This window comes from Streptomyces sp. NPDC089919 (genome assembly GCF_040684615.1).
GTDB lineage: Bacteria > Actinomycetota > Actinomycetes > Streptomycetales > Streptomycetaceae > Streptomyces.
Genome location: NZ_JBFBGK010000046.1, coordinates 20,463 through 47,451 on the forward strand (window position 1 = coordinate 20,463; position 26,989 = coordinate 47,451).

General features: G+C 73.3%; 27 protein-coding genes, 1 tRNA gene and 1 pseudogene. 11 read left to right on the top strand and 18 right to left on the bottom strand.

The genetic code is table 11. From position 1 onward, the window contains the following. The first annotated feature begins 21 nt into the window (after positions 1 to 21). The 5 genes from AB0O40_RS19640 (at position 22) to AB0O40_RS19660 (ending at position 6,454) form a co-directional block, all read left to right on the top strand. Positions 22 to 774, top strand: coding sequence for a response regulator transcription factor (locus AB0O40_RS19640; protein ID WP_365042872.1), 753 nt, complete (start codon positions 22 to 24; stop codon positions 772 to 774). Positions 775 to 794: 20 nt separating this feature from the next. Further along, positions 795 to 2,270, top strand: coding sequence for a HAMP domain-containing sensor histidine kinase (locus AB0O40_RS19645; protein WP_365042953.1), 1,476 nt, complete (start codon positions 795 to 797; stop codon positions 2,268 to 2,270). 55 nt (positions 2,271 to 2,325) lie between these two features. Next, entirely contained in the window at positions 2,326 to 3,615 is a 1,290-nt protein-coding gene (locus AB0O40_RS19650) for a bifunctional glycosyltransferase family 2/GtrA family protein (protein ID WP_365042874.1), read from the top strand. After that, complete coding sequence (locus AB0O40_RS19655; RefSeq protein ID WP_365042877.1) at positions 3,612 to 5,759, top strand: glycosyltransferase family 39 protein; 2,148 nt, start codon at positions 3,612 to 3,614, stop codon at positions 5,757 to 5,759. The genes AB0O40_RS19650 and AB0O40_RS19655 overlap by 4 nt, the downstream gene beginning before the upstream one ends. 95 nt (positions 5,760 to 5,854) lie before the next feature. Continuing rightward, positions 5,855 to 6,454: a TetR family transcriptional regulator gene (locus AB0O40_RS19660; RefSeq protein ID WP_365042880.1), complete on the top strand. Its 600-nt coding sequence runs from the start codon at positions 5,855 to 5,857 to the stop codon at positions 6,452 to 6,454. Between the two features lie 142 nt (positions 6,455 to 6,596). On the opposite strand, the pseudogene AB0O40_RS19665 reads toward AB0O40_RS19660, so the two are convergent. Then, positions 6,597 to 8,162: pseudogene (locus AB0O40_RS19665) on the bottom strand (MDR family MFS transporter); the annotation flags it as partial. Between the two features lie 81 nt (positions 8,163 to 8,243). Next, the gene (locus AB0O40_RS19670; RefSeq protein WP_365042883.1) at positions 8,244 to 8,678 is read right to left on the bottom strand and encodes a MarR family transcriptional regulator; all 435 of its coding nucleotides are present in this window, start codon (positions 8,676 to 8,678) and stop codon (positions 8,244 to 8,246) included. Positions 8,679 to 8,835: 157 nt separating this feature from the next. Here AB0O40_RS19670 and AB0O40_RS19675 point away from each other — a divergent pair, with 157 nt between their 5' ends. Beyond that, positions 8,836 to 9,066, top strand: a complete 231-nt coding sequence (locus tag AB0O40_RS19675; protein WP_365042885.1) for a hypothetical protein — start codon at positions 8,836 to 8,838, stop codon at positions 9,064 to 9,066. A 50-nt stretch (positions 9,067 to 9,116) separates the two neighbouring features. Here the strand turns inward: AB0O40_RS19675 and AB0O40_RS19680 are convergent, their stop codons facing one another. From AB0O40_RS19680 to AB0O40_RS19720, 9 genes are all read right to left on the bottom strand, one after another. Next, on the bottom strand, positions 9,117 to 10,034 hold the full coding sequence (locus tag AB0O40_RS19680; protein ID WP_365042888.1) for a hypothetical protein: 918 nt from the start codon (positions 10,032 to 10,034) through the stop codon (positions 9,117 to 9,119). Between the two features lie 58 nt (positions 10,035 to 10,092). After that, positions 10,093 to 10,932: an RNA polymerase sigma factor SigF gene (locus AB0O40_RS19685; protein ID WP_365042891.1), complete on the bottom strand. Its 840-nt coding sequence runs from the start codon at positions 10,930 to 10,932 to the stop codon at positions 10,093 to 10,095. A gap of 221 nt (positions 10,933 to 11,153) precedes the next feature. Then, positions 11,154 to 12,023 (bottom strand): RNA polymerase sigma factor SigF, encoded by an 870-nt coding sequence (locus AB0O40_RS19690; RefSeq protein WP_365042894.1) that lies wholly within the window; start codon positions 12,021 to 12,023, stop codon positions 11,154 to 11,156. A 193-nt stretch (positions 12,024 to 12,216) separates the two neighbouring features. After that, on the bottom strand, positions 12,217 to 12,378 hold the full coding sequence (locus tag AB0O40_RS19695; RefSeq protein WP_365042897.1) for a hypothetical protein: 162 nt from the start codon (positions 12,376 to 12,378) through the stop codon (positions 12,217 to 12,219). Positions 12,379 to 12,746: 368 nt separating this feature from the next. Beyond that, positions 12,747 to 13,022, bottom strand: coding sequence for a hypothetical protein (locus AB0O40_RS19700; protein ID WP_365042900.1), 276 nt, complete (start codon positions 13,020 to 13,022; stop codon positions 12,747 to 12,749). Between the two features lie 80 nt (positions 13,023 to 13,102). After that, positions 13,103 to 13,187: transfer RNA gene (locus AB0O40_RS19705), tRNA-Ser, on the bottom strand. A 92-nt stretch (positions 13,188 to 13,279) separates the two neighbouring features. Continuing rightward, positions 13,280 to 13,708 (bottom strand): tRNA adenosine(34) deaminase TadA, encoded by a 429-nt coding sequence (gene tadA, locus AB0O40_RS19710; RefSeq protein WP_365042955.1) that lies wholly within the window; start codon positions 13,706 to 13,708, stop codon positions 13,280 to 13,282. Between the two features lie 59 nt (positions 13,709 to 13,767). Further along, on the bottom strand, positions 13,768 to 14,328 hold the full coding sequence (locus AB0O40_RS19715) for a hypothetical protein (RefSeq protein ID WP_365042958.1): 561 nt from the start codon (positions 14,326 to 14,328) through the stop codon (positions 13,768 to 13,770). Positions 14,329 to 14,589: 261 nt separating this feature from the next. After that, entirely contained in the window at positions 14,590 to 14,793 is a 204-nt protein-coding gene (locus AB0O40_RS19720) for a hypothetical protein (protein WP_365042902.1), read from the bottom strand. 140 nt (positions 14,794 to 14,933) lie between these two features. On the opposite strand from AB0O40_RS19720, the gene upp reads away from it, so the two are divergent. Beyond that, positions 14,934 to 15,569: a uracil phosphoribosyltransferase gene (gene upp, locus AB0O40_RS19725; RefSeq protein WP_365042905.1), complete on the top strand. Its 636-nt coding sequence runs from the start codon at positions 14,934 to 14,936 to the stop codon at positions 15,567 to 15,569. 76 nt (positions 15,570 to 15,645) lie between these two features. Here upp and AB0O40_RS19730 read toward each other — a convergent pair whose 3' ends face one another. Both AB0O40_RS19730 and AB0O40_RS19735 read right to left on the bottom strand, forming a co-directional pair. Further along, positions 15,646 to 16,260: a LytR C-terminal domain-containing protein gene (locus AB0O40_RS19730; protein WP_365042961.1), complete on the bottom strand. Its 615-nt coding sequence runs from the start codon at positions 16,258 to 16,260 to the stop codon at positions 15,646 to 15,648. 103 nt (positions 16,261 to 16,363) lie between these two features. Beyond that, positions 16,364 to 16,660, bottom strand: coding sequence for a type II toxin-antitoxin system VapB family antitoxin (locus AB0O40_RS19735; RefSeq protein ID WP_003955420.1), 297 nt, complete (start codon positions 16,658 to 16,660; stop codon positions 16,364 to 16,366). 88 nt (positions 16,661 to 16,748) lie between these two features. Here AB0O40_RS19735 and AB0O40_RS19740 point away from each other — a divergent pair, with 88 nt between their 5' ends. Further along, positions 16,749 to 18,395, top strand: coding sequence for a helicase HerA-like domain-containing protein (locus AB0O40_RS19740; RefSeq protein WP_365042907.1), 1,647 nt, complete (start codon positions 16,749 to 16,751; stop codon positions 18,393 to 18,395). 186 nt (positions 18,396 to 18,581) lie between these two features. On the opposite strand, the gene opcA is transcribed toward AB0O40_RS19740, so the two are convergent. Together opcA and AB0O40_RS19750 are read right to left on the bottom strand one after the other, a co-directional pair. After that, entirely contained in the window at positions 18,582 to 19,511 is a 930-nt protein-coding gene (opcA, locus tag AB0O40_RS19745) for a glucose-6-phosphate dehydrogenase assembly protein OpcA (RefSeq protein WP_365042910.1), read from the bottom strand. 29 nt (positions 19,512 to 19,540) lie between these two features. Further along, a complete protein-coding gene (locus tag AB0O40_RS19750; protein ID WP_365042911.1) occupies positions 19,541 to 20,185 on the bottom strand; it encodes an HhH-GPD-type base excision DNA repair protein in 645 nt (214 codons plus the stop codon). Between the two features lie 111 nt (positions 20,186 to 20,296). On the opposite strand from AB0O40_RS19750, the gene AB0O40_RS19755 reads away from it, so the two are divergent. Further along, positions 20,297 to 21,091, top strand: a complete 795-nt coding sequence (locus AB0O40_RS19755) for a VOC family protein (protein ID WP_365042914.1) — start codon at positions 20,297 to 20,299, stop codon at positions 21,089 to 21,091. A gap of 34 nt (positions 21,092 to 21,125) precedes the next feature. Here AB0O40_RS19755 and AB0O40_RS19760 read toward each other — a convergent pair whose 3' ends face one another. Beyond that, entirely contained in the window at positions 21,126 to 24,005 is a 2,880-nt protein-coding gene (locus AB0O40_RS19760; RefSeq protein WP_365042917.1) for an NACHT domain-containing protein, read from the bottom strand. Between the two features lie 102 nt (positions 24,006 to 24,107). Here AB0O40_RS19760 and AB0O40_RS19765 point away from each other — a divergent pair, with 102 nt between their 5' ends. Continuing rightward, a complete protein-coding gene (locus tag AB0O40_RS19765; protein ID WP_365042919.1) occupies positions 24,108 to 24,314 on the top strand; it encodes a hypothetical protein in 207 nt (68 codons plus the stop codon). A gap of 56 nt (positions 24,315 to 24,370) precedes the next feature. Here the strand turns inward: AB0O40_RS19765 and AB0O40_RS19770 are convergent, their stop codons facing one another. Next, positions 24,371 to 25,351: a DUF5937 family protein gene (locus AB0O40_RS19770; RefSeq protein ID WP_365042921.1), complete on the bottom strand. Its 981-nt coding sequence runs from the start codon at positions 25,349 to 25,351 to the stop codon at positions 24,371 to 24,373. Positions 25,352 to 25,434: 83 nt separating this feature from the next. Here AB0O40_RS19770 and AB0O40_RS19775 point away from each other — a divergent pair, with 83 nt between their 5' ends. After that, a complete protein-coding gene (locus tag AB0O40_RS19775; RefSeq protein WP_365042924.1) occupies positions 25,435 to 26,631 on the top strand; it encodes an MFS transporter in 1,197 nt (398 codons plus the stop codon). A 116-nt stretch (positions 26,632 to 26,747) separates the two neighbouring features. On the opposite strand, the gene AB0O40_RS19780 is transcribed toward AB0O40_RS19775, so the two are convergent. Next, positions 26,748 to 26,930: a hypothetical protein gene (locus tag AB0O40_RS19780; protein ID WP_365042927.1), complete on the bottom strand. Its 183-nt coding sequence runs from the start codon at positions 26,928 to 26,930 to the stop codon at positions 26,748 to 26,750. Positions 26,931 to 26,989 lie beyond the last annotated feature (59 nt).

Consider the following 26,989-nt stretch of genomic DNA (forward strand, 5'->3'; position numbering starts at 1 on the left):
GGCCGGGGCAAGCCTGTCGGTATGACCGCGACGACTCACTCCACGCACGCGACCCGCGACTCCCGGCTGGTGCGGCCCGACGGCGGACCCTGCCGGGTGCTCGTCGTCGACGACGAGGCCGCGCTCTCCGAGCTGCTGTCCATGGCCCTGCGCTACGAGGGCTGCGAGGTGCGCACCGCCGGGGACGGCGCGGGGGCGGTGCGGGCGGGCCGGGAGTTCCGGCCGGACGTGGTGGTGCTCGACATCATGCTGCCGGACATGGACGGGCTCACCGTGCTGGGCCGGCTGCGCCGGGACCTGCCGTACGTGCCGGTGCTCTTCCTGACCGCGAAGGACGCGGTCGAGGACCGCATCGCGGGCCTGACGGCCGGCGGGGACGACTACGTCACCAAGCCCTTCAGCCTGGAGGAGGTCGTCGCCCGGCTGCGCGGGCTGGTCCGGCGCTCGGGCGCGGCGGCCGCGGCCCGTTCCGACTCGGTGCTGGTGGTCGGGGACCTCACGCTCGACGAGGACAGCCACGAGGTGACCCGGGGCGGGGACGAGATCCATCTGACCGCGACCGAGTTCGAACTGCTCCGCTACCTCATGCGCAACCCGCGCCGGGTGCTCAGCAAGGCGCAGATCCTGGACCGGGTGTGGTCCTACGACTTCGGCGGCCAGGCCAACGTGGTCGAGCTGTACATCTCCTACCTGCGGCGCAAGCTGGAGTCCGGCCGCACCCCGATGATCCACACCCGGCGCGGGGCCGGTTACCTGATCAAGCCGGCGGAGTAGTGCGTCCCGGTCGGCCCCGGCTGCGGCGGCCCTGGTCGCTGCGCACCCGGCTGGTGTTCTCGGCCGTGACGCTGATCGCGGTGGTCGGGGCGGCCATCGGTACGGTCACCACGCTGGTGCTGCGCTCCTACCTCGGCGGCCAGCTCGACACCCAACTGACCAACGCCGTGGACATGTCCCAGCGGGCCCGCGGTGACCTCCGCGTGCCGCTGCACTTCGTCTCGGCCCCGGGCAGCCCCCTGAACACCGTCGGCATCCGGCTCGACGCGAGCGGGAACGTCACCGACGGCGGGCGGAGCGTGGCCCGGGGGACCTACCCCGGGGACCACACCGCGCTCAGCAAGGCCCAGACCGAGGCCCTGCGCCGGGCCGTGGACCCGGGCTCACCCGGGCCGGCCACCACCAGCCTGCCGGGGCTCGGGGACTACCGCGTGCTGACCGCCACCGACGGCAGTTTCGTACTCGGCTTCCCGCTCACCGGAGTCCAGTCCACCGTCAACACGCTGATCCTGGTGGAGGTCTGCGTGACCGCGGCCGGACTGGTGGCCGCCGGGCTGGCGGGCCAGGCGCTGGTCGGGGTCTCGCTGCGGCCGCTGCGCCGGGTCGCGGCCACCGCCACGCGCGTCTCCGAACTGCCGCTGCACAGCGGCGAGGTGGCGCTGCACGAGCGGGTGCCGGAGGCCGAGGCGGATCCGCGCACCGAGGTCGGGCAGGTGGGCGCGGCCCTCAACCGGATGCTGGGGCACGTCGGTTCGGCGCTGACCGCCCGGCAGGAGAGCGAGATGCGGGTGCGGCAGTTCGTCGCCGACGCCTCGCACGAGCTGCGCACCCCGCTGGCCTCCATCCGCGGGTACGCCGAGCTGACCCGCCGGGGCCGCGAGGAGCAGGGCCCCGACACCCGTCATGCGCTGGGGCGGATCGAGTCCGAGGCGGCCCGGATGACCGGCCTGGTCGAGGACCTGCTGCTGCTCGCCCGGCTGGACGCGGGCCGGCCCCTCCAGCAGGAGGAGACCGATCTCGTGCCGCTCACGGTCGACGCCCTCAGCGACGCCCGGGCGGCCGGCCCCGAACACCACTGGCGACTCGAGCTGCCCGACGAGCCGGCGCTGGTCCATGCCGACGCGGCCCGGATCCAGCAGGTGCTCGTGAACCTGCTGGCCAATGCGCGCACGCACACACCGCCCAACACCACGGTCACCGCGCATGTTTCACGTGAAACATGCGCGCGAGGCGACCGTCTCCTCCTTCGCGTCGAGGACAACGGGCCCGGTATCCCGCCCGCGTTGCTGCCGCACGTCTTCGAGCGCTTCGCCCGCGGTGACGCCTCCCGGTCCCGGCAGGCCGGGTCCACCGGGCTCGGACTCGCCATCGTGCAGGCCGTGGTGACCGCCCACGGCGGCACGGTCGAGGTGGCCAGCGCGCCGGGCCGGACCCGTTTCACCGTCCGGCTGCCGGCCCTGCGGAGCCCCGACCGGGCCGCCGCCGCGCACTCATAGCCGGATCACAGGCCCACCACACAGCCGTGACAGCCCGCCCCGCGAGCGTCGGGGCATGCGAACCGAACCGGCCGCCACGACCGGCCGCCCCTCCTCCGGCACCCTCCCGGCCCGCCGGCACCTGCCGGCCCACGTGCCGGGCGCGCCCGTCCTGGACGTGGTGATCCCGGTCTACAACGAGGAACGCGACCTGGAGCCCTGCGTCCGGCGCCTCCACGAGCACCTGCGCACCACCTTCCCGTACGCCTTCCGGATCACCATCGCGGACAACGCGAGCACCGACCGGACCCCCGAGGTGGCCGCGGCGCTGGCCGCGAGCGTCCCGGGCGTCCGCTCCCACCGGCTGGACGAGAAGGGCCGCGGCCGGGCCCTGCGGACCGTGTGGTCCGCGTCCGAGGCGCCGGTCCTCGCGTACATGGACGTGGACCTGTCCACCGACCTCAACGCGCTGCTGCCGCTGGTCGCCCCGCTGATCTCCGGCCATTCGGACCTGGCCATCGGCACCCGGCTGGCCCGCGCCTCGCGGGTGGTGCGGGGCCCGAAGCGGGAGTTCATCTCCCGCGCCTACAACTTCATCCTGCGGTCCTCGCTGGCCGCCCGGTTCAGCGACGCCCAGTGCGGCTTCAAGGCCATCCGGCGCGAGGTGGCCGAGCGACTGCTGCCGCTGGTGGAGGACACCGGCTGGTTCTTCGACACCGAGCTCCTGGTGCTGGCCGAGCGGGCCGGGCTGCGCATCCACGAGGTGCCGGTGGACTGGGTGGACGACCCCGACTCGACCGTGCACCTGGTCAGGACCGCCACCGACGACCTGAAGGGGGTCTGGCGGGTGGGCCGGGCGCTGGCCGTCGGCGCGCTGCCGCTGGACCGGCTGGCCCGCCCCTTCGGCGACGACCCGCGGGACCGGGCCCTGCCCGGGGTCCCCCGGGGCCTGGCCCGCCAGCTCGTCGGCTTCTGCGCGGTCGGCGCCCTCAGCACCCTGCTGTACCTGCTGCTGTACTCCGCCCTGCGGACCGGCACCGGGCCCCAGAGCGCCAACGCCGGAGCCCTGCTGCTCTCCGCCGTCGCCAACACCGCGGCCAACCGCCGGCTCACCTTCGGGGTGCGCGGCCGGGAGCGGGCCGTGCGCCACCAGGCGCAGGGGCTCGTGGTCTTCGCCATCGGCCTCGCCCTGACCAGCGGTTCGCTGGCCGCCCTGGGCGCGGCCACCCCCGACCCCGCGCACAGCACCGAACTGGCCGTGCTGATCACCGCGAACCTCGCCGCCACCGTGCTGCGCTTCCTGCTCTTCCGGGCCTGGGTCTTCCCCGAGCGCCCCGCCACCGATCCGAAGGAGGCCTTGCGATGACCATCGCAGCCCCGCCGTACGCCGTACCCCTGCGGGCCCGGGCCCATCCGGCCCGGGCGGGCTGGGAGCGGCCCGCGCTGGCCGCCCTGCTGCTCGCCACCGCGGTCCTCTACCTCTGGAACCTCGGCTCCTCCGGCTACGCCAACTCCTTCTACTCGGCGGCGGTCCAGGCCGGCAGCGAGAGCTGGAAGGCCTTCTTCTTCGGCTCCTCCGACGCCGCGAACTCCATCACCGTCGACAAGCCGCCGGCCGCGCTCTGGCCGATGGCCCTGTCCGTCCGGCTCTTCGGGCTGGGATCCTGGCAGATCCTGGTCCCGCAGGCGCTGATGGGCGTGGGCACCGCGGGCGTCCTGTACGCCTCGGTGAAGCGGCAGTTCGGGGCGGCGGCCGGGCTGCTGGCGGGGGCGGCCTTCGCCCTGACCCCGGTGGCCGCGCTGATGTTCCGCTTCAACAACCCCGACGCGCTGCTGACCCTCCTGATGGCGGTCACGGTGTACTGCCTGCTCCGGGCGCTGGAGGGGGCGCACACGACCTGGCTGGCGGCAGCCGGGGCCGTGGTCGGGCTGGCCTTCCTGACCAAGACGCTCCAGGCCCTGGTCGTACTGCCGCCGCTGGCGGTGCTGTACGCGGTCTGCGCCCCGACGCGGCTGCGCCGCCGGCTGGGGCAACTGGCCCTGGCGGGCGCGGCGATGGTGGTGGCCGGCGGCTGGTGGGTGGCGGTCGTGGAGCTGTGGCCCGCGTCCTCCCGGCCGTACATCGGCGGCTCCCAGCACAACTCCTTCCTCGAGCTCACCTTCGGCTACAACGGCCTGGGCCGGATCAACGGCGACGAGACCGGCAGCGTCGGCGGCGGGGGCCGGGGCGGCGGCGGTGGCGGCGGTTGGGGCGAGACCGGCCTCGACCGGCTCTTCTCCTCGAACATCGGCGGCCAGATCTCCTGGCTGCTGCCGGCGGCGCTGGTGCTGCTGGTGGCCGGGCTGGTGGTGACCTGGCGGGCCCGGCGGGCCACCGACCAACTGGACTCCATGGCCCGGGCGGCCTTCCTCGCCTGGGGCGGGGCGCTGCTGATCACCGCCGGGGTGTTCAGCTTCATGCAGGGCATCTTCCACGAGTACTACACGGTGGCGCTGGCGCCCTACGTGGCGGCGCTGGTGGGCATGGGCGTGAGCGTGCTGTGGGAGGAGCGGGGGGCGCTGCCGGCCCGGCTCACCCTGGCCGGCACGCTGCTGCTGACGGCCGGCTGGTCGTACGTCCTGCTCGGCCGGTCCGCGGACTACCTGCCGTGGCTGCGCTGGGCGGTCCTGGCGGGCGGCGTACTGGCCGCGGCGGGGCTGCTGGTACGCCGGGCCGGGCGGGCGGCGGCCGCACTGGGCCTGGCGGTGGCGCTGGCCGGACCGCTGGCGTACTGCCTGACCACGGTGGACAGCGGCCACACCGGATCGATCGTCACGGCCGGTCCGGCGGTGGCGGGCGGCCGGGGCTTCCCGGGCGGCGGTTTCCCGGGCGGCGGCGAGCGCGGGCGCACCGGCTTCCCGCCGGGCCCCGGCGGGCAGAACCAGGGCCAGAACGGCGGCCAGTTCCCGGGCGGCATGCCCGGTGGCGCCCAGGGCGGAATGCCGGGCGGGATGCCCGGCGGCAACCAGGGCTCGGGTCAGGGCTCCGGGCAGGGTTCGAACCAGGGCGGGATGCCCGGCGGGACCGGCGGTCGGTCCCCCGGCACCGGGGCCCCCAACGGCCAGGGCGCGCGCGGCGGCGGGGGCATGGGCGGTCTGCTGGGCGGTACCCGGGTGGACGCGAAGGCCGAGGCGGCGCTGACCGCGGACGCGGACCGCTACACCTGGGCCGCGGCGGCCATCGGCTCGCAGAACGCCGCGAGCTACCAGCTGGCCACCGGCCGGCCGGTGATGGCGATCGGCGGGTTCAACGGCAGCGACCCCTCGCCGACCCTCGCGCAGTTCAAGCAGTACGTGGCCGCCGGGAAGATCCACTACTTCATCGCGGGCGGCGGCATGGGCGGCGGCATGGGCGGGCCGGGCGGCAACAGCGGCAGCTCCGCCGCCATCAGCACCTGGGTGACGGAGACCTTCACGAAGGTGACCGTCGGCAGCGCCACGTTCTACGACCTGACGGCGCCCGGGGCCTGACGCGAAAGGCGCCCCTACCAGGGAGGCACCCTCTAGCATCAAGACGGGCGGACCGGGCATTCCGGGCCTCCCCGCCGGACGACGGAGGGTGCCTCATGGTGACCGCGGCCGACCGCACCAGCGTGTGGCTGGCGTCCAAGCCAGTCACCCCGACCAGACGCCGCAGCGAACAGCCCGCCGGGCTGGACCGGGAACGCATCACCGCCGCCGCCGTCCGGCTGCTCGACGCGGAGGGCCTGTCCGGCTTCTCGATGCGCCGGCTGGCCGCCGAGCTGGGGGTCACCGCGATGTCCCTCTACTGGTACGTGGACACCAAGGACGACCTGCTGGAACTGGCGCTGGACGCGGCGCTGGGCGAGCTGCCGCTGCCGGCCGGGGCGGGCACCCGCTGGCCGGACCGGCTGCGGGCGCTGGCCTGCGGCCACCGGCGGCTGCAGGGGGCGCACCCCTGGCTGGCCGCGCTGGCCGCCGAGTACCCGAACATCGGGCCGCACGCCCGGGCCTTCGACACGGCGCTGATGCGGCTGCTGGCCGCCACGGGCCTGGCCGCCGCCGCGCGGACCGGGGCGCACCTGGCGGTCTCCCGCTTCCTGCACGGCTGCGGGACGGTCCGTCAGGCCCCCGAGGGCGACTTCCACTTCGCCCTCGACGTGCTGGTCGCGGGCATCGAGGCGCACGCCACCGCGCACGCCTGAGGGGGCCGGTCCGGGTGGACCGGCCCCCTCAGGGCCGTGTGGTGCAGTGCCGCTACCGGGTGGCGGGCTCCTCGGCGGGGACGGTGGCGGTCCCCGTGACGGCCTCGGCCGAGACGGCGGCCGGCGCCTGGCCCATCGGGCGGGACTGCAGCGCGACCTCCTTGATCAGCAGGACGAGCAGCAGGGCGGCGAGCGCGGTGGGCGCCGCGAAGCGGAACACGTCCGCGACCCCGTGGCCGTACGCGCCCTCGATGACGGCCCGGAACGGCGCGGGCAGCTTGTCGAGGTCGGGGATGCCGCCGCCGGAGGTGCCGCCGTGGCCCAGGGCCGCGGCCTTCGGGCCGAGGTCGGCCAGGCCGTCCTTGACGTAGTGGGTGACGCGGTTGGCCATCAGGGCGCCCAGCGCGGAGACGCCCATGGCGCCGCCGAGCGAGCGGAAGAAGGTGACCACGGAGCTGGCCGCGCCCAGGTCCTCGGGGGCCACCTGGTTCTGGGTGGCGAGGACGAGGTTCTGCATCATCATGCCGAGGCCGAGGCCGGTCAGCGCCATGAAGACGGCGATGTGCCAGTAGGCCGTGTCGTAGCGGATGGTGCTCAGCAGGGCCATGCCCGAGGTCAGCAGCACACCGCCGGCCACCAGCCAGATCTTCCACCGGCCGGTCTTGGTGATGAAGCGCCCGGCGACGGTGGAGGAGACGAACAGGCCGCCGATCATCGGGATGGTCAGGACGCCGGACATGGTCGGCGACTCGTTCCGGGCCAGCTGGAAGTACTGGCTGAAGAACACCGTGCCGGAGAACATCGCGACGCCGACGAAGAGCGAGGCCAGCGAGGCCAGGGTGATCGTCTTGTTGCGGAACAGCCGCAGCGGGATGATCGGGTCGCTCGCCCGGGACTCGACGAACACGAAGACCGCGCCGAGCAGCAGCGCGCCGCCGACCATCGCGTAGGTCTGCCAGGAGATCCAGTCGTACGAGTCACCGGCCTGGGTCACCCAGATCAGCAGCAGGGAGACGGCGGCCGAGATGAAGAAGGCGCCCGCCCAGTCGACCTTGACCTCGCGCCGGACCACCGGGAGCTTCAGGGTCTTCTGGAGCACGACCAGGGCGATGACGGCGAAGGGCACGCCCACGTAGAAGCACCAGCGCCAGCCGAGCCATTCGGTGTCGGTGATGACCCCGCCGAGCAGCGGGCCGCCGACGGTGGCCACGGCGAACACCGCACCGAGGTAGCCGCTGTAGCGGCCGCGCTCGCGCGGGGAGATCATCGCGGCCATCACGATCTGGGCGAGGGCGGACAGGCCGCCGACGCCGATGCCCTGGACCACGCGGCAGGCGATCAGCATGCCGGTGTTCTGCGAGAGGCCGGCCACCACCGAGCCCAGCACGTAGATCACCAGGGATATCTGGACCAGCAGCTTCTTGCTGAAGAGGTCGGAGAGCTTGCCCCAGAGCGGGGTGGCGGCGGTCATCGACAGCAGGGCGGCGGTGACCACCCAGGTGTAGGAGGACTGGGTGCCGCCCAGGTCGCTGATGATCTGCGGCAGGGCGTTGGAGACGATCGTGGACGACAGGATCGCCACGAACATGCCGAGCATCAGCCCGGACAGTGCCTTCATGATCTGGGGGTGGGTCATCCCCGTCGCGGGGGCGTCCGGACCGTCGGGCTGGCCGCCTCCCCGCACGCCGGTGGGCGTGGTCGTCGCCATGTTCTTCCTTCTTCTCTGTCGCTTCTCGGAGTACGGGTCTGGAAACGCGGCCGGATACGCCGGTACGCGGATCCAGCGGGTCTAGTGGGTGGTCGCGCAGAAGCTCGACCGCAGCCGGGCCAGCAGGGTGTTCAGCTCGGCGAGGTCCTCGTCCGTCCAGTCGGACAGGGCCCGCTCGAGCGTCGCCGAGGCGCGGGCCGCGAGCTGGGTCAGGAGCAGGCGGCCGGCCGGGGTCAGCCGCAGGATGCGGGAGCGGCCGTCGCAGGGGTCGGGCAGCCGTTCCAGCCAGCCGTGGGCGGCCGTGTGGGCCACATGGCGGCTGGTGACCGACATGTCGACATCCAGCAGTTCGGAGAGCCGGCCGAGGCGCATCTCACCGTGCCGGTCGAGCAGGGTCAGGACGGCGAACGCGCCGGGCGGGCAGTCCTGGGGGAGGGTCCTGGCGAGGCCGCGCTTGACGGCGCCGATCGCCGAGAGCTGCCGGGTCAGTTCCTCGTAATGGGGCCGGGCGGCCATGGCGAAACACCTCCCTCATCTTGTTGCTTAGAGCAACCATATAAGCGGATGGTTGCTACAGGCAAACGAATCCGCCCGGAGGACGGTAAAGGGATGGGAAAGGTTGACCGGGCACAGGCTTGGGCGGGGGCGCACCCGTTCGCTAGGGTCCTTGCCCATGTCACACAACGCTCAGGGCCCCGACAACAACTACGACCCCGCGGGCAGCACGCAGATGTTCCGTGCGTTCGTCGACGAGGGCGACGCGCACCGCCCCGCGGCCCCCGCCGCGCCCGGCAGCCGCCGCGCCGCCGCGTCCGCCTCCTCGGGCCCCCGCATCGGCCTGATCCTCGGCGTGGTCGCGGTCATCGCCGTGATCGCCGGGGTGGCTTGGCTGGCGCTGGCCTGACGGGCCGGTCGGCGGGCGGTCGTCCGCGGCGCGCGTACGGGCTCCGGGGGTTACTGCCAGGTGGCGGTGACGTCCTGGGTTTCTATGTGCATGCCCAGGGGGACCCGCCAGGCGTCCACGCACACCAGGTAGGTGTGCTTCTTCGTCGCGCCCGCGGCGATCGGGGCGGGTAGCGGCTGGCTGCTGGTGATGGTCGCCCAGTCCACGCCGAGCGCGCCGATGATGTGGGTGGCGAAGCCGGTCGTGCCCGAACGGGCGGGCCGGCCACCGGTGTTGTGGAAGGTCACGGTGACGTTCTCGCACCAGCGGTCGGCGGCCGCCGTGCGGACGGGGGTGCCGAGGGTGAGTTTCGCCGGGCGGGCGGGCTTGGGGTCGCCCCCGCCGGTCGAACCGCCGGTGGATCCGCCTGTCGATCCGCCCGTGGAGCCGCCGCTGGACCCGCCGGACGAGCCGCCCGTCGAGCCGCCGGTGGAACTGCCGCCGGAGCCTCCGCTGGACCCGCCGGTCGAGCCCCCGGTGGATCCGCCCGTGGAGCCGCCGTCGGAGCCGCCCGTCGCGCCGCCCGAGGTGTCCGAGCCGCCGGTGCCGCCGGTCCCGCCCGTGCTGCCCGTGCCGCCGGAGGCGCCGGTCCCGCCCGTGGTGGACGTACCGCCGGAGCCCGATGTACCGCCGGAGCCCGAGCCGGAGCCCGAGGCGGCGCCCGAGGTGCCGCCGGAGGTGCCCGGGCCGCCGGTGGTGGCGTTCTGCGGGGCCGTGGTGGCGGTGGCGGAGGTCGTGGCGCCCGGGGGCGGTAGGGGCTGGTACTCGACCTTGCCCTTCGGGGCGGCGGGCGTGACCTTCTCGGCCGCGCCGGCGACCGCGACGTAGCCCGGGCGCCCCTGGGCACCGCAGCCGGCGAGTACCGCGCACAGCACGGCCGTCGAGGCGGTCAGAACGCCCCGGCGGCCGCGCAACCCAAGCTTCGACATTGCGGCAGTCTTACTGACGCATCGTCAAATGTGAACCCCGCGTGGGGACTCCGGGCGATCAGTCGCCGATCAGGCCCTGCCGCAGCTGCGCCAGGGTGCGGGTCAGCAGCCGGGAGACGTGCATCTGCGAGATGCCGACCTCCTCGCCGATCTGCGACTGGGTCATGTTCGCGAAGAACCGCAGCATGATGATCTGCCGCTCCCGGGGCGGGAGTTTGGCCAGCAGCGGCTTCAGGGACTCGCGGTACTCGACGCCCTCGAGCGCCGTGTCCTCGTACCCCAGCCGGTCGGCCAGGGAGCCCTCGCCGCCGTCGTCCTCCGGGGACGGGGAGTCGAGCGAGGAGGCGGTGTAGGCGTTGCCCACCGCGAGGCCGTCGACGACCTCCTCCTCCGACACCCCGAGCACCGCGGCCAGTTCGGGCACGGTGGGCGAGCGGTCCAGCTTCTGGGCCAGCTCGTCGCTCGCCTTGGTGAGGGCGAGCCGGAGCTCCTGGAGGCGCCGGGGGACCCGGACGGACCAGGAGGTGTCCCGGAAGAAGCGCTTGATCTCGCCCACGACCGTCGGCATCGCGAAGGTCGGGAACTCCACGCCGCGCTCGCAGTCGAACCGGTCGATCGCCTTGATCAGGCCGATGGTGCCGACCTGGACGATGTCCTCCATCGGTTCGTTGCGGCTGCGGAAGCGCGCCGCGGCGTACCGGACCAGCGGGAGGTTCAGCTCGATCAGGGTGTCGCGTACGTAGGCCCTTTCGGGACTGTCCGCTTCGAGGCCGGCGAGCCTCAGGAACAGGGAGCGGGAGAGGGTGCGGGTGTCGATGGCTTCCGAGCGGTCGAGCACGGCGGGCGTCTCGCTCTTGACGAGCGTGAGCACCTCGGAGCTGCCCTGTTCTGCGGACATGCCACCCCCTTGTGGTCGCGGACGGTCGCGGTCGGTGCGCCCGTCGGAGGAACGCAGCCTCCACCTGAATACCGGAGGCGGGGCCCCGGCAAACGCAGTTCACGCAGAATGTCACATGTCGGCAACGCGCTGTAGCGCCAAGTCGACATATCTGCGCAGCAACGCGGGGGTATGGCCCGGTTCTGTCGGGAAAGCGCCCGGGTGATCTCCACCCGATTCAGCTACGCCTCGATACGGTTTGCGGATCGCAGTCGAGCGAAGCTGCGGGCGAGCAGCCGGGAGACGTGCATCTGCGAGACCCCCAGCTCGGCGCTGATCTGGGACTGCGTCAGGTTGTTGTAGTAGCGCAGCAGCAGGATCCGCTGCTCGCGCTCGGGCAGCTGCACGAGCAGGTGCCGCACCAGGTCCCGGTGTTCGACCCCGACCAGCTCCGGGTCCTCGTAGCCGAGCCGGTCCAGCAGTCCGGGCAGCCCGTCGCCCTCCTGGGCGGCCTCCAGCGAGGTCGCGTGGTACGAGCGGCCGGCCTCGATGCAGGACAGCACCTCGTCCTCGGAGATCCGCAGCCGCTCGGCGATCTCCGGGGTCGTGGGGGTGCGTCCGTGGGCCGTGGTGAGGTCCTCGGTGGCCGCGTTGACCTGTACCCACAGCTCGTGGAGCCGGCGCGGGACGTGGACGGTGCGGACGTTGTCGCGGAAGTACCGCTTGATCTCGCCCACCACGGTCGGCATCGCGAAGGTCGGGAACTGCACCCCGCGCTCCGGGTCGAACCGGTCGATGGCGTTGATCAGGCCGATGGTGCCGACCTGGACCACGTCCTCCATCGGCTCGTTGCGGCTGCGGAAGCGGGCCGCCGCGTACCGCACCAGCGGCAGGTTGGCCTCGATCAGGGCGCCGCGCACCCGGCTGTGCTCGGCGCTGCCGGGCTGGAGGTCCTTGAGCTCGCCGAAGAGCACCTGGGTGAGCGCCCGGGTGTCCGCGCCCCTCTGGGTGCGTTCGCGCACCTGGGGCTCGTCCTGCTGGGGCGGCACCTGAGGCGCTGTACTGGCCGACACGGTCACGCCACCCCTTCGAGAGTCCACTTGTACGGTCATTGAACGATCAAAAGCGGTCATAGCATCACAAGAGATGTGCACTGTGTGCAAGCACCGTATATCGCCGTGTTGAGGGCAAGTTGGACATTCGACGCGGAGGGCGGGTGATACCGGGGAAGGGCCGGGAACGCGCACGGCCCCCCATCCGTCGGACGGGGGGCCGGAAGCCCGGAAACCGCTTCGGCGTACGGGGTCAGCGCACCAGTTCGGTCATGAACTCGCCGATCCCGCGCGCCGCGTCCGAGATGCCCTGGAACCCGATCTGCACCATGTCGGCCGCTTTCGTCGGCTGGGTGATGATCGTGTAGAGCACGAAGATGACGAGGGCCCCCGAGACGATCTTCTTGGTGTCCATGATCGGTCCGGCCTCCCCTGCCGCGCCCTGCGAAGTCGGGTGAGTCTATCGGGTCGGGTCACGACCCTCACCAGACCTTTAAGGACCAATGACCCGGCTCTCCGGGCCCTTTGCCGCTGCTCTCGAGGGCGCGGCGGGCGCAGGATTGTTCATGAGCCCACCGGTTCTGGCAGGAAACCGGAGGGCTGAGGGACAGGACCTCACTGCGGGGTCCGAGCCGCAAGCTTCCCCCCTGACTGCGGCTCGGGCTGGCAGGTCCGTCCTCATCGGGGGAAGCGGCTTGTCCCCCCGATGCCGCTTCCCCCGTCCCATCGTGTGAAGGCCCCGACCTCGGTCGGGGCCTTTCGCGCGTCCGGGGGCGGTCGGGGCTATCCGAAGGCGCCGAGGACGCCCAGGACGGGCTCCGCGGGCGCGAGGACCTGCTGGGCGCCGTCCATGACCTGCATCGCCTGGTTGAGCTGGTTGAGCTGGTTCAGCTTGCCGCCGATCTCCTGGACCGAGGGCTGCGCGGCGGCGGGCATGTCCGGCGCGGCCTTCGGCAGCTCGGGCACGGGCAGGGGGGCGGCCGAGGCGGCCGGGGCGGCGAGGCCCGCGGCCGCGCCCGCGAGGGCGACGGCGGCGAGGATGCGCTGGGTCTTGTTCATGACGTGTCAACGCGGCCGGGGCCGGAACGGAAACGGAAGAGAGCCCCGATTCGTCCGAATCGGGGCTCTCGTTCACAGAGCGGTGGTGGAGGGATTTGAACCCCCGATGGGTTGCCCCATACTCGCTTTCGAGGCGAGCTCCTTCGGCCACTCGGACACACCACCGAGAGAGATCCTAGCCCACCAGGGGCGGTGCTTTGCAAATCCGCCCGCCGGCAGCCGCCCGGCGGGCCCCGCGGAGCCCCGCGGGAGGCCCCTCAGAGGGCCCGGAAGAAGGCCGTGAGCTGGGCGGAGCACTCCTCCTCGAGGACCCCCCGGATCACTTCGGGCCGGTGGTTGAGCCGCCGGTCCCGGACCAGGTCCCAGAGGGAGCCGGCCGCCCCGGCCTTCTCGTCCGCGGCCCCGAAGACCACCCGGGCCACCCGGGCCTGGACGAGCGCGCCCGCGCACATCACGCAGGGCTCCAGGGTGACCACGAGCGTGCAGCCGGGCAGCCGCCACTCGCCGAGCTCCGCCGCCGCCCGCCGCAGCGCCAGCACCTCGGCGTGCGCGGTCGGGTCGGCGGTGGCCTCGCGTTCGTTGTGCCCCGTCGCGAGGACGGAGCCGTCGGGCGCCAGGAGGACGGCGCCGACCGGCACGTCGCCGGCCGCCGCCGCCCGCGCGGCCTCGTCCATGGCCCGGCGCATCGGCCCGAGCCAGGGGTCCCGTACCGGGTCCGGGGGCCCGGGCCGCTCCTGAACCGTCACTAGCGCACGGTCTCCAGCACCTCGGAGGCCCCCAGCGCGTCGGCGATCTCGGAGAGCGCGTCCGACTCGAAGGCGAGCAGGGTCCGCCGGGAGACGCCCAGGTCGGCGAGGATGTCGAGGTCCCCGAGCGGCCCGGCGGGGACCGCGTCGGCGGCCTCCTCGGAGCCGTCGTCGTAGTCGTCGGAGCCGTCCTCCGCGGTGACGGCGGGCGGTTCCGGTTCGCCGTCCTCCGTGCCGTCGAGGTCGACCAGCTCCTCCAGGTCGTCGTCGGTTCCCGGATCCCGGCCGAGCAGTTCGTCGGTCAGCAGGATCTCCCCGTACGAGCTGCGGTTCGCGGCGGCCGCGTCCGACAGGAAGATGCGGGGGTCGTCCTCACCGTCGAGGCGGACGATGCCGAACCAGGCGTCCTCCTGCTCGATGAAGACCAGGACCGTGTCCTCGTCGGCCGAGGCTTCACGGGCCAGTTCCGTCAGATCGGACAGCGTCTCGACGTCGTCGAGATCCGTGTCGCTCGCTTCCCACCCGTCTTCGGTGCGCGCGAGCAGTGCGGCGAAGTACACCGTGACTCTCCCACTGGTCATAGGCGTGCCGGTTGGGGGTCCCCCCGGCCGGAGGTGGGAGAGGTGGAACGGCCTTTTCGCCGCTCCGTGCCCCGCCCAATCGGCATCGTGGCAGAAACAGCGGCTTTGCGAGAGGTCTTCCGCGCTTGCGTCGTGCCGCGCCTTGTCGCACAGCGGCGGACTTCGGCCAGGTGGGGCGTGGTCCGGGCGCCCCCGGGAGGGTCCGAACAGCGTGCGAAAAGGTCTTCGCGCGCCGCCCCGTCACCAGCGGAACGTACGCATCCTCATCTGCTGGCGCATCCGGGCGGCCCGGGCCCGGCGGGGTTGCACGCGGTCGCGCAGCTCGCGGGCCTCGTGCAGTTCGCGCAGGAACTGGGCACGCCGGGCCCGTCTCTGTGCCGCGGACTCCGGCGCCTCGCCGCCGGCCGTCACGGTCTCGGTGTCGCGTTGTTGCTGGTCGGGCATCGGCACCACCCCGGGTTGGTTCCGTCGTCCTCCACCGCGTCGCGAGGGAGACCCCCCGCACCCACCTTCCCCCGGACGGGCCTCCTGATGCCAGTGCCGGAACGTACTGGGCACCACTTCGCCCGGTTACTGTTGAGTCCATGCGGATCCATGTCGTCGACCACCCGCTGGTGGCGCACAAACTCACCACCCTGCGCGACAAGCGCACCGATTCCCCGACCTTCCGGCGGCTCGCCGACGAGCTGGTCACCCTGCTCGCGTACGAGGCCACCCGGGACGTGCGCACCGAGCAGGCCGACATCGAGACCCCGGTCGCGCCGACCACGGGCGTGAAGCTCTCCACCCCGCGCCCGCTGATCGTCCCGATCCTGCGGGCCGGCCTGGGCATGCTCGACGGCATGGTCCGGCTGCTGCCGACCGCCGAGGTGGGCTTCATGGGCATGGTGCGCAACGAGGAGACCCTCGAGGCCTCCACGTACGCCACCCGGATGCCCGAGGACCTCTCCGGCCGCCAGGTGTACGTCGTCGACCCGATGCTGGCCACCGGCGGCACGCTGGTCGCGGCCATCCAGGAGCTGATCAAGCGCGGCGCCGACGACGTCACGGCCGTGGTGCTGCTGGCGGCGCCGGAGGGCATCGAGGTCATGGAGCGCGACCTGGCCGGCCAGCCGGTCACGGTCGTGACGGCGTCGGTGGACGAGCGCCTGAACGAGCACGGCTACATCGTGCCGGGCCTGGGCGACGCGGGCGACCGGATGTACGGCGCGGCCGAGTAGGGACCGTGCGCGGGCCCTCAGCGGGCCCGCGGCAGTCCTTCGGCCGGATCCGCCGCCGGCGGGTCCGGTACGCGGCTCAGCACTTCGGGGAGGGCGCGGGAGCGGGTCCGGCCAGGGCGGCCAGGGCCTTGTCCGCGTCCTCCTTCTTGCTGAGCTCCTTGAAGGCGGTGCCGAGGATCAGGTCGACGTCGGTGCCCTCGCGGGTGTCGGTCTGCTGGACGGCGCCGCTGAGCTGGGTGCCGAGCACGGCGTAGGCGGCCTTGCCGGTCCTGGGCGAGCCGAGCAGTATCCCGGCGCCGGGCACCTTCTTGTCGAAGGTGGCGGGGGCGTTGCCGACCTGGCCGAGCTTGAAGCCGCGTTTCTTGAGTTCGTCGCCGACCGCCTTGGCCAGGCCGCTGCGCGGGGTGGCGTTGTAGACGTTGACGGTGATCTGGCCCGGCTTCGGGAACGCGGCGGCGGCCGGGGCGGCGGAGGCCGCGGGCTTGCCCGGCTTCCCCTTGACGCAGTCCCCGGCGCGGGCGGCGGACTTCTTCTCGTCGCCCTTGAAGACGTGGATGAGCTGCAGCGTGCCGTAGCCGAGCAGCCCGAGGGCCAGTATCGAACCGAGGAGTGCGAGCACGATCCGGCGGCGGCGCCGGGGGCGTCGCATACGGGGGTAAGCGGCTCCCGTTACGCGGTACTTTCCGCCCATGCCTGGGGGAGTGAGCATGCTCATGGGCGCAGCGTAGTGCGACCCGGTGACGATGCCTACTAAATGATCTATGAATAGCCCCGGGGCGACCCGAAAGGCGCAATCAGCCCAGTTCGAGGACGCGCGCGTGCAGGACCTGGCGCTGCTGGAGCGCGGCCCGGACGGCGCGGTGCAGGCCGTCTTCGAGGTACAGGTCGCCCTGCCACTTGACGACGTGCGCGAAGAGGTCGCCGTAGAACGTCGAGTCCTCCGCGAGCAGGGTCTCGAGGTCCAGCTGTCCCTTGGTCGTCACGAGCTGGTCGAGCCGGACCGGGCGCGGCGCGACGTCCGCCCACTGCCGGGTGCTTTCCCGTCCGTGGTCGGGGTACGGCCGCCCGTTTCCGATGCGCTTGAAGATCACACGGAAAGCCTACCGGGCCGGTGCCTGCGGGCGCAGCCTCGGAGCGTCGGTGCAAAGGTGGTAAACAGCGCCAATCCGGGAGTGACAGATGACGGGAAGCCCTCCGCCAGCCGAACAGTCCGCCACTTCGGAGCCGCCGGAGCCGGTCCCGCCGGACTCCGGGACTCCGTCCGCCCCGGCTTCTTCGGGACCGGCGGAGGAGATCGCGGCCGGATATGCCTTCACCGGGCCCGCACTCGATCTGGGGGCCCTTCTGTGGGACGGGGTCTGCCTGCCGGAGAAGCAGATCCGCATTCCGCTGCCGATGCTGAACCGGCACGGTCTGGTGGCGGGGGCCACCGGCACCGGAAAGACCAAGACGCTCCAGCTGATCGCCGAACAGCTGTCGGCCAACGGCGTGCCGGTCTTCCTCGCCGACATCAAAGGCGACGTCTCCGGGATTTCCGCGCCCGGGACACCGAACGACAAGGTCGCGCAGCGGTCCCGGGAAGTCGGACAGGAGTGGCTGGCGACCGGATGTCCGAGCGAGTTCTATTCGCTCGGCGGGATCGGCCCGGGCATTCCGGTGCGGGCCACCGTCACCAGCTTCGGCCCGGTCCTGCTGTCCAAGGTGCTCCAGCTGAACCAGACGCAGGAGCAGTCGCTCGGCCTGATCTTCCACTACGCCGATTCCAAGGGCCTGGAACTGTACGACCTGAAGGACCTGCGGGCGGTGGTCGCCTTTCTCGTCTCGGACCGCGGAAAGGCGGAGCTGAAGGGGATCGGCGGGCTTTCCACGGTGACCGCCGGGGTGATCCTGCGGGCGCTGACCGCATTCGAGCAGCAGGGCGCCACGGAGTTCTTCGGCGAGCCGGAGTTCGACACCAGTGAATTCCTGCGGACCGGGCCCGACGGGCGGGGTCTGGTGTCGGTCCTGGAACTGCCCGCGGTGCAGGACAAGCCGCAGCTCTTCTCCACCTTCCTGATGTGGCTGCTGGCGGACCTCTACAACGACCTGCCGGAGGTCGGGGACGTCGAGAAGCCGAAACTCGTCTTCTTCTTCGACGAGGCCCATCTGCTCTTCAACGGGGCCTCCAAGGCCTTCCTGGAGTCGATCACCCAGACGGTCCGGCTGATCCGCTCCAAAGGAGTCGGTGTCTTCTTCGTCACGCAGACCCCGAAGGACGTACCGGCGGACGTGCTCGGGCAGCTCGGCAACCGGGTGCAGCACGCGCTGCGGGCCTTCACGCCGGACGACGCGAAGGCGCTCAAGGCGACCGTGAAGACCTTCCCGACCTCGGAGTACGACCTCGAGGAACTGCTCACCGGGCTGGGCACCGGCGAGGCGGTGATCACCGTGCTGAGCGAGAAGGGCGCCCCGACGCCGGTGGCCGCCACCCGGCTGCGGGCCCCGCAGTCGCTGATGGGCCCCATCGAGGCGGCGGCGCTGGACCAGGCGGTCAAGGGCTCGCTGCTGTACTCGCGCTATGCGGAGGCGGTGGACCGGGAGTCGGCCTACGAGAAGATCACCGCGGAGCAGGCGGCGGCGGAGGCGGCGGCCGAGGCGGCGGTTGCGGAGGCCGAGGCGGCGAAGCAGGCCAAGGCCGCGGCGCGGGCTGCGCCGGCGCGGGACCAGTCGCTGGCCGAGCAGGTGGTGGGGAGCGGGATCTTCAAGTCGCTGGCGCGGTCGATCGGGACGCAGCTGGGGCGGGAGATCTCCCGGTCGATCTTCGGCACGGCGCGCCGCAAGCGGTGACCTCGGCGGGGGCGGGGTGGTGTGCGGGTCCCCGGCGCTTGACGGGTCGTGGCCTGCGGGCCCTGCGGCAGGCCCACCTCGGGGACGAGCGGCTTCGCCGTGGCCTTCGGCCATCCCCGGCCCGGGCCCGCCTCCGGACCAGCCTGCCACGACCCGTCAAGCGCCTCCCCGCACACCACCGGCGGGTCAAGCCCCAGCCGGTTCCGGCAGGGAGGTCTGCAAGGCGGAGGCGTACGTTTCGTCCGCGTCCAGGCGGCGGAGTTCTTCGGCGATGAGTTCGGCGGTGGAGCGGATCTTGAGGGCTACCCGGCGGTCGGGCTGGCCGGGGACTCCCAGGGTGGCCAGGGCGCCCGAGGGGCGGTCCACGGAGATCTCGCCGGCGGGGGTGACCAGCCGGACCCGGGTGATCACCGGGCCGCCCGTCACCACCCGCTCGACCGGCACCTTCAGCCGGTCCGCCAGCCAGCGGGCCAGCAGCTCGGCGCTCGGGTTCTCGGCCTCGCTCTCCACGGCCGCGCCGGTCACCGGCTGCCGCTGCTGGTCCAGGGCCGCGGCCAGCAGGGAGCGCCAGGGCGTGAGCCGGGTCCAGGTCAGGTCGGTGTCGCCGGGCGCGTAGTACGAGGCCCGGTCGGCCAGGAAGGCCAGCGGGTCCAGGTCGGCGTAGGCGTCGGTGATCCGGCGCTGGGCGAGCGCGCCCAGCTCGTCGCGGGCCACGTCGGCCGGCGCCCCGGCCGGCCACCAGGCCACCACCGGGGCGTCCGGCAGCAGCAGGGGCAGCACCACGGAGCCGGTGTGCCGGGCCAGGTCGCCGTGCAGCCGCAGGTAGACGATCTCGCCGCTGCCGGCGTCGGTGCCGACCCGCAGCTCGGCGTCGAGCCGGGACTCGCGCTGCTTGTGGTGGGAGCGGTGGTGCCGCTTGATCACGGCGATGATCCGGCAGGGGTGCTCGCGGGATGCCTCCGAGGCCGCCTTGACCGCGTCGTACGCGTTCTCCTCGTCCGTCACGACGAGGAGGGTGAGGACCATGCCCAGGGTGGGGCTGCCGATGGTGCGGCGGGCTTCGAGCAGGGCGGCGTTGACCTTGCTGGACGTCGTATCGGTGAGTTCGGTCTTCATGGTGAGCGAGTCTCGCAGTCCCGTGCGGGCTAGGAGGCGGCCTTCGTCCGCTTCGGCGGCTTACCGGCCTTCGCGGCGGCCCCGGTGGCCGGTTTCGCCGCCGCCTTCGACTCGGCCTTGAGTGCTTGCTTATGGGCCCGGACCCTGGCGAGTGATTCGGGGCCGGTGATGTCGGCGGCCGAGCGGTAGGAGTTCTTCTCGCCGTAGTCGCCGGCCGCGGTCCGCCAGCCGCGCGGGGCCACGCCGTACTGCTTGCCGAGCAGGGCGAGGAAGATCTTGGCCTTCTGCTCGCCGAAGCCGGGCAGCTCCTTGAGCCGGGCCAGCAGCTCGCTGCCGCTGCCGACGCCCTCCCAGACGGCCGCCGCGTCCCCGTCGTAGTGCTCGACGAGGAACTGGCACAGCTGCTGGATCCGCTTGGCCATGGAGCCCGGGTAGCGGTGCACCGCCGGTTTCTCCGAGAGGAGCGCGGCGAAGGCCTCGGGGTCGTGGGCGGCGATCGCGTGGGCGTCGAGGTCGTCGGCGCCCATCCGCCGGGCGATCGTGTAGGGCCCCGAGAACGCCCACTCCATGGGCACCTGCTGGTCCAGCAGCATGCCGGTGAGCGCGGCCAGCGGACTGCGCCCGAGCAGGGCGTCGGCCTCGGGCTGCTGGGCGAGGTGGATCTGCACGTCCATGCCTCCATGGTCGGCGCTCCGGCCGCTCCCCGCGCGGGCGGCGCGCCTGGTGGCTAGCGTGAGAAACCGGACGTTTGCGCACGGAGTGACCGACGAGACGGAGTCATGACCATGACGGCTTACCCGGAAGGCGCGCCCTGCTGGGTGGACGCGATGTTCACCGACCTGGAGGGGGCGAAGACCTTCTACGGCGAGGTCCTGGGCTGGACCTTCGGCGAGAGCGAGAGCGAGTACGGCAACTACACGCAGGCGTACTCGGACGGAAAGGCCGTCGCGGCGGTGGTGCCGCCGATGCCGGGAGCCGACGCGCACTCGGCCTGGTGCCTGTACTTCGCCTCCCCGGACGCGGCGGCGACCGCGGAGAAGATCAGGTCGGCCGGCGGCGAACTGGAGATGGAGCCGATGAAGGTCGGCGAGTTCGGCACGATGGCGCTGGCCAAGGAGCCGGCCGGGGCGCTCTTCGGCGTCTGGCAGGGCGGGCAGCACGCCGGCTTCGAGAAGGTGGGCGAGCCGGGTGCGTACGCCTGGGCGGAGGTCTTCGGCCGGGACCCCGGCGCGACGGACGCGTTCTTGCGGACGGTCTTCCCGTACACGGTCCAGAAGATCGACGCCCCGGGCATGGACTACACGGTCTTCAACCTGGGCGGGCAGCCGGCGCTGGGCCGGATGACGATGGGCGAGGACTTCCCGCCGCAGGTGCCGGCGTACGTCAGCGTCTACTTCGCCGTGGCCGACTGCGACGCGGCGGTCAAGCGGGCCGTGGAGCTCGGCGGCACGCTCCAGTTCGGCCCGATGGGCAGCCCCTTCGGCCGCTTCGCGGCGATCACGGACCCGCAGGGGGCCAACTTCTCGGTCATCGACGTGTCGACGACCGAGGGGGAGATGCCGCCGATGGTGGACGCGTAGCCGGTCGGATGTGAGGGGCCGGGTCGCGGCCCCCTCAGCCGGACTCGACCTGTCCGGTGCGGACCACTCCGGGCCGGAAGGCGGCCCGGCCGGTGACGGTGCCGAAGCCGCGCAGGGTCAGCGACTCCAGGCGGGGCAGGTCGGCGAGCGGGGCGAGGTCGGCGGTGAGGCCCGCCCGGACGGTACTCACCGAGATCGCGCGGGCCCGCGGGAAGAGCGCGCCCAGCGGGGCGAGTTCGCCGGTCTTGACCGTCAGTGACACCTCGGAGACCTGCGGCAGCACCGCGGCCCGGCGGACGGAGAGGGAGGCCAGGTCCGCGTCCCACAGCTCCAGCCGCCGCAGGTGGGCCAGGGCGACGTCGCCCGTGCGGTGCAGGAAGGCGGTCCCGGGCGCCGAGAGGGCGGACAGCCGCGGCCAGCGGTCGAGCAGATCGAGGAACCTCGGATGGTCCACGTCCAGCTCGGCCAGCCAAGGGAGTTCGGGTACCCGGTCGGGGACGAGCCGGTCGAGCCGGCGCAGGTGCAGGGCGCGCAGGCCGGGCATCGCGGCCAGCGCGCCGAGGCCGCGCAGCGGCAGGTCGTCGAGGCGGAGCCGGCTGACCGTCGACCCGGTCAGCGAGTCCAGGCTGCTGACCAGGGGGCAGCCGGACAGGGCCAGGGTGGCCAGTGCGGGGAAGGCCCCGGCCAGCCAGCCGAGGTCGTGGACGGCCGCGTTGCCGCCGATGCGCAGGGAGACGATGCGCTCGCGGCCGGGCAGGGCGGTGACCTCCTCGGGGGAGCGGTTGCCGCGGAGGGCCGCCCGGGAGAACCGCAGGGGCCGGAGCGCCGGGATCTGGCGGGCCTCGGCGACCTCGACCTCCGGGAGTTCCCCGGGTACGCGGGACAGCACCTGCGCGACGTACTCCTGCGGGTCGAAGTACTCCCAGTCGGTGCACAGCATCCGGCGGGTGCGGTCGTCGGCCACGGTGCTGAAGGGCTTGAGGTAGGCCAGGGCGCCGTCTCCGCCGACCAGTTTGGCCGTGTGCACCGAGGCCCAGGCGAGCGCCGGGGTCAGCTTGCCCGGGCCGGGCAGCAGGTCCAGGACGAGCGGTCCGACCCGGCCCAGCTCCTCCGCCTCCTCCCGGGTCGTCGGCGGCAGCAGCAGGGCGGCGCGCGACTGGACCTTCTCGCGGGTGCCGGCGGGGAGTTCGGTGGCGTGCCGCAGGCAGGCCAGCGCCAGCAGGGTGAGCCGCTTGCGGTGGTCGGGTTCGCGGTCGGCGCGGGAGACCAGCGACTCCAGCAGCACGGCCCGCTCGTCCGGCCGGGCGTGCGCCACCGCCATCCGTACGACGTCCTCCCACTGGGCGTCGTGGGAGTGCCGGGCGATCAGTGGCAGGTCGAGGGCTTCCACGGCGGCCTTGGCGCCCAGGAAGTCCTGGAAGGTGCGGTGGACGAAGTCGATGGTGTCGGTGCTGGGCCGGCGCAGCAGGCCGCTGCGGGCCAGGAGGTGGGTCAGCACCTGGTCCGCGTCGCCCTGCTGGGCGACCGCGTGCATCGACTCCAGGGCGTCGGCCAGCACGGTGACGGCGGTGGCGCGGTTCAGCTCGGTGCGGCCGTTGCGGATCAGCCAGTACGCGAGCTTCTGGAGCAGCTGCACGCTCTCCTTCTCGTTGAGGCTGATGCCCTCGGGGGCGATCACCTCGCGCTCGTGGTCCCGGCGGTACAGGAACATCGACAGCGCGGCCTGGTACAACTCCACCCGGTCATGGGGGAGTTGGCCGCGCCGGTCGCGATGCAGGGCGCAGACCAGGGCGCACAGCAGCGGCGTGGTGGTGAGCAGGGCGAGGTCGCGCTCGGCGCGCACCTGCACGGTGAGGTCGCGCTCCAGGTCCGCGAGGTGGTTGCGCACCTCGGGATCGGCGACCCCGGCCCGGGCCGCCGTGTGCCAGCGGGTCACGAAGACGGCCACGTCGGCGCGGCTCATCGGGCGGACGGCCAGCTCCCGGAAGCCCGCGTCGGCCAGCCAGCCGTCCGCCACCGCGGTCGGCCGGGTGGTGACCACGAAGCGTGCCGCGCCGTACGCCGCGACCAGCTCGCGCAGCCACTCCCGGGCCCGGTCCCGCATCAGCTCGGGCACCTCGTCCAGCCCGTCGACCAGGACGATCCCGCGCCCCGAGGCCAGTACCCGGTCCGCCCAGCCGTCCGGCTGGGCGCCGGCCAGCGGTGATCCGACGGCGGCCAGGAAGTCCTCGGGGGAGGGCAGCGAAGCGCGCCGGGCCAGGGTGCGCAGCGGGAGCACGAAGGCGAGCGGGGACCGGGTGGCCCCGTCGGCCCCGGGCAGCAACCCGTCGGCCGCCGCGCAGGCGATCCACTGGATCAGGGTGGTCTTGCCGCTGCCGGCCAGCCCTTTGACCAGCATCGGGCCGCCGCGCTGCAGGGCCCGCTCGGCCCGCTCCACCCGCTGTCCCAGGCCGTCCGGCTCGGTCAGCTCCAGGCTCAGGTACGCCGCGTCGAGGGGCCAGTTGGCGGCGGCGGGGCCGCGCAGGTCCAGGCCGACGACGGTGAGCCGGCCGTGCCGGTTCTTGAGGTACTGGCGGTAGCGGTCCTCGAAGCGGGCGTCCTCGTCCGGGACGGGCCGGGGCCGGGTCCGGAACCGCCGGCGGCGGGGGACCAGGCAGTCCTGGCGCATCCGCAGCAGTGCCGTGGGGTCCAGCCCCAGCACGGGGGCGAGGGCGACCAGCGTGCCCTCGCTGGGCACGGTGTCGGCGTTGAAGGCCTGGCTGACGGTGGTGCGGCTGAGTCCGGAGCGGGAGGCCACCCGGGTCATGCTCGACTGCTTGCGCAGCCGGGCCGCGTGTAAGACCGCGTGCAGCTTCGCCAGCGGGCTCTCTTCGTCCATGGGCCCCTCGACGTCCAGGTGTTCAGGACTGTTCATTCTCGACCAGCCGCACGGCACCGGTCAGCGGAACCCGCAAGGTCGTGGTCATCGGTGGTCCGGAGGGGCCGGAACCGCCGTCCGCAGGAGGGGAGTTCCGTGATGACGATGACCTTGGGGGCCCGGGACGCGCTGACCGCCATGGCCGTGCTCGTCACCGTGCTGGTGGCGCTGCTCGCGGCCGTGGTGGCCGGGGTGCTGGCGCGGTCGGACGGGGCCACGGCGGCGGCCGCGGTGTCCCGGGCCGGGGTGGCCTTCGCCGCGGCCATGGGCGTGGGGACGGGGCTGCTGGCCCTGTTCCTGCGGTGACCGGCCGTACCGCCCGGATCAGCCGGACGGCCCGTACGTACGGCGCCCGCGGGGGCTCAGCCGTTCGCCGGCGCCAGCAGGGCGTCCGCCACCGCCGTGCGGGCGTACAGCACCCAGCGGCCGCTGCGGTGGGCGGTGACCAGGCCCGCGTCGCGCAGGGCGGTGAGGTGCTGGGAGACCCCGGCCGCCGACAGGCCCGAGGCCTGGGCGAGGTGGGTGGTGGAGGCGGGGGTGTCGAGTTCGCTGAGGAGCAGGGTGCGGGAGCGGCCGAGCACGGCCGCCACCGCGTCGACCGCGGTGGTGCCGCGCGGCTCCCACAGGTTCCCCACGCCCCGTGCCGGATAGGCCAGTTGGGGCGGCTCGCCGGGGGCGGAGCGGGTCAGGACCTTCGGCCAGGCGAAGGCCGAGGGCACCAGCAGCAGCCCCGAGCCGGCCTCGGTGCGGGTCAGCCCGCAGGCCCGCTGGACCAGGCTGAGCGTGCCGTCGTCCCAGCTCACGGTCTCGTGCAGCTCGCCCAGGACCCGCGCGGAGCCGTGCTCGGCGACCTGGCGGGCGCGGTGGAAGACGTCCGCCTCGAGCAGCTGCCGGATGCGGGCCCAGTAGGGTGCCAGGGCCAGCTCCCAGTACTCCTCGATCTCGGCGGCCACCTTCTCCAGGGCGGCCTCCGGGTCGTCGTACAGCGGCCGCAGGGCGGGCACGTCCCGGCCACCGAGCTTGTCGCAGTCGAAGCGGACGTGCTCCGGGGCGCTGCGGCGCACCACGGCCAGCTCGGCCTCGAGGGTGGGGAAGGGCGTGGCCGGCGGCGGGTTGAGGAAGTCGGCGAGGTAGCGGCCGGGCGGGCACAGGGCCGCCAGCACGCCCCGGTCCAGGCCGGCGCGCAGCAGCCGGGGCCTGACCTGGGCGGTCCAGCGGCGGTGCAGCGGTGATTCGGCCCGGGCGGTCAACAGCCGGTAGCTGGTGACCACCTCCCACATCGGGGAGACCGCGAACCGGGTCTGGGCCAGGTCGGCGGCGGAGAAACTGAGTGCGGCGTCCATCGGAGAGCCCCCTGCTCCGTCAGTGGATTCAGTCTGAGCTTAATCAATTCAGCCCGTGGGGGTCCGGAGCGCACTCTCGTCGCATGTTCTCCACCTTCCGCGGCCTGCCGCCCACCGTCTGGACCCTCTTCGCCGGGACGATCGTCAACCGGTTCGGTCACCTGGTCACTCCCTTCCTGGTGTTCTTCCTCGCCGCCCGGGGGGTGACCGGCACCGAGACCTCGTACGTGCTCGGCGCCCTGGGCGCGGGCAACCTGCTCGGCCCGGCCCTCGGCGGGCTGTTCGCCGACCGCTTCGGCCGCCGGCCCACGATGCTGGCCGGGCTGATCGGCGCCGCCGCGGCCCAGGGCGCGCTCTTCCTGGCGCCGGGGGTGGCCACCATGGCCGCCGCGGCGCTGCTGATCAGCGCGGCCGGCTCGCTGGTCCCGCCGGCCGCCTTCGCGCTGATGGCGGACGCGGTGGACGCCGAGCGCCGGCAGCGGGCGTACGCCCTCTTCGGCTGGGGCGTGAACATCGGCACGGCCGCCGCGGGCGTGCTCGGCGGCTTCCTCGCCGCCCAGGGGTACTGGCTGCTCTTCGCGGTCGACGCGGGGACGATGCTGGTCTACGCGGTGGTGGTGGCCACCCGGCTGAAGGAGCCGGCCCGGCCGGCGGCCGGTGCGGCGGGGGCCCCGGCGGACGGCATCGGCTACGGCGTGGTGCTGCGGGACAAGCTGGTGCTGGTCCTGCTGCCGGTCTTCGGCATCCAGCTCTTCGTCTACTCGCTGACCGAGGTCACGCTGCCGATGGCGATCCACGACAGCGGCCTGTCCCCGGCGGTGTACGGCGCGATGGCCGCGGTCAACGCGGTGCTGGTGGTGGCCCTCCAGCCGGTGGCCACCGCGCGGCTCGCCGGGCTGCCGCAGCTCCCGGTGCAGGCCGCGGGCGCGGTGCTGATCGCCACCGGCGTGGCGCTGACCGGAGTGGCCGACGGGATCGCGATGTACGCGCTGTCGGTGGTGGTGTGGTCGGTGGGCGAGCTGGCGGTGGCCGGCATCGCGGCTTCGGTGATCGCCAACCTGGCCCCGGCGCACGCCCGCGGCCGCTACCAGGGCGCCTACAGCTGGACCTGGGGCGTGGCCCGGTTCGGCGCGCTGACCCTGGGCGTCACGGTGTACGGCGGGCTGGGCCCGGCCGTCCTGTGGTGGGCGGCACTGGCCGCGGGGGTCGTCGGGGCCGCGGTGACGCTGGCGCTGGCACCGCGGGTGAACCGCCGGCTGGCGCACGTCCTGGCCGCCTGAGGAGGCGGTGCGGGAGCCCGGCCGGAGTGGAGACCGGCCGGGCACACGGACGGGGGCGGGCGGAACCGACGGGGGTGCGCCCGCCCCTTCTTTTTGTCTTTCTGTCTTCGTACGCGTCAGCCGCGGGAGCGGCGGCGGCCGAAGCCGTAGTACAGGCCGAGCGCCATGCCGCCGAGGACGGCGACCGCGCTGACGGCCCTGCCGTTCCCGAGGGTGCCGGCCAGCACGATGGCCATGGCGTAGAGGACCGGGAGCAGGACGTTGAGGTTGCTGAGGGCCGACTTCGGCTGCTGTGACACGGGGTCCCCCTGAGAGGCGGCGATGGTGCCGCTCGTGCGGAGCGGCGGTGGAGAAGTCG